Annotated in this window: 1 protein-coding gene; it reads right to left on the reverse strand. The window is 54.9% G+C overall.

All coding sequences use genetic code 11. The annotated features are described in order from the left end of the window. Nucleotides 1-616: 616 nt before the first annotated feature. Nucleotides 617-1,138 (reverse strand): pYEATS domain-containing protein, encoded by a 522-nt coding sequence (locus QFW80_RS00115; protein WP_280598823.1) that lies wholly within the window; start codon nucleotides 1,136-1,138, stop codon nucleotides 617-619. Nucleotides 1,139-1,672: the final 534 nt, after the last annotated feature.

Genomic DNA, 1,672 nt, shown 5'->3' on the forward strand with positions numbered 1-1,672 from the left:
GGACCAAACACCGATCATGGGATTCTCGACCGAGCGGCCTAACGCCTGAGTTAAGCCGCGCCGCGAAGCGGCGTCGGCTTGGATGAATTGTTAGGTGCCATGCCAGAAATCCTCGGGTGCAATGGGCACCACATTGCGCTCCCCCTCGTCGTAGCGGACGAAGCTTACCCGAATGGGATGCTTGTCTAGCAGGTATGTGATGACGCACCTCGCAGCCTGGACTAAGGGCTCCTGGGGGCAGTGGGCGCTGTAGCGGCCGAGTACCGACTTTGTGGCGGGCGAGTCTACGTCTGCTTGGAACGGTTTGAGATAGATGTAAGTTGAGGCTCCGAGCAGATATGCGTATGCAAAATCTTGGAGCACTTGCGAGCCCGCAGGGTCGTTGAGAGTGAACACATCACAGGTATTGTCTGGACAATACTCAACGGCGATCGAATCAGTCCGGACAGTGACTTGTGTATCACGAGGAAACGAATCCGTAAGCTCGTGCGCTGATACGCATGATGCGCAAAGAAGAAGGCTTACGGTTACGAGGATGCTTTTCATGGCACCTAACACCTGAGTTAAGCCGACCCGCGAAGCGGGCTCGGCTTGAATGAATTGTTAGGCCGCACCGCTAGAAATTGAGGTAACGCTCTATCCGCCACGTGGCACCTCCGTGGAACTTGACGTCAGCAAACAGCAAGAATGACCCCCAACCTGCGGTATTCAGCTCGAATGCGATGGAGTGGTCAGTAATGGTACGAACAGGATCCTTGAAGGACTCATGCAAATGGTAGGTGACCGATTCAATCGTTGACAGATCGATGCCATCGCTTTCGATCCAGATGTTAAGCCTGTAGTAGACGTGGCCATTCTTGTCCAGCGACCTATCGCGCCTGAACCGATGAAGTAGAAAAATGTCATGTGGAGGACCAGGATCGGCGCCGTTTTGACTGTCTGCGGCTGCACTTGGTGATGGCGCATCTGTTGGCAGGCGAGGTTGGGTTGACTCCAGCTTGATACCGCCCGCCTCAAAAGTGTCGCCGCGCTCAACGCGAGATGCCAACGCACTTAACAGCCTTTGGATGTCGTTCCGCTGCCAATACAAGACGCCAACAATCAGTGCTGGCCATACCAGCGCTGTTAGCAAATCCACGGCATTCCCCCTGTGCGGCCTAACGCCTGAATTAAGCCGCGCCGCGAAGCGGAGTCGGCTTGAATGAATTGTTAGGCCCCAGGGGCAGAGCCTGCAGATCAGTACTCATCAAAGTCAAAGCCTGCAACTTGTTGAAAAAACTCTGCGTACCGTCTGGCCTCAGACGGTGAGCTACATACGAACCCGTACATTGTTGCAAGATAGTCTGCGTCAGACAGATCCCAAGAAGAAACGCCCCATATGCGACTCTGAGCTGTATCGGTGAAGTGTGGCAAGCCAGCAGTTGCCCAGTTCTCTGGCCAAGGAAATGTGTCTCCATCATTCGGAAGCGCGTCGAGCCGTAGAGAGCCAGAAACCGATCCGAAGGAATCGGTTGGCGAGGAGAACAGCGGCAAGCTCACTCTGATGCAGATCATGTGTTAGTTGTGGGGCCTAACGGCTGAATTAAGCCGCGCCGCGAAGCGGCGTCGGCTTGAATGAATTGTTAGGCGGCACCCGACTTGCTGCCACCAGCAACATGCCAGATGACACCGA

The sequence above is a fragment of the Luteimonas rhizosphaericola genome, from assembly GCF_029888045.1.
GTDB classification, from domain to species: domain Bacteria; phylum Pseudomonadota; class Gammaproteobacteria; order Xanthomonadales; family Xanthomonadaceae; genus Luteimonas; species Luteimonas rhizosphaericola.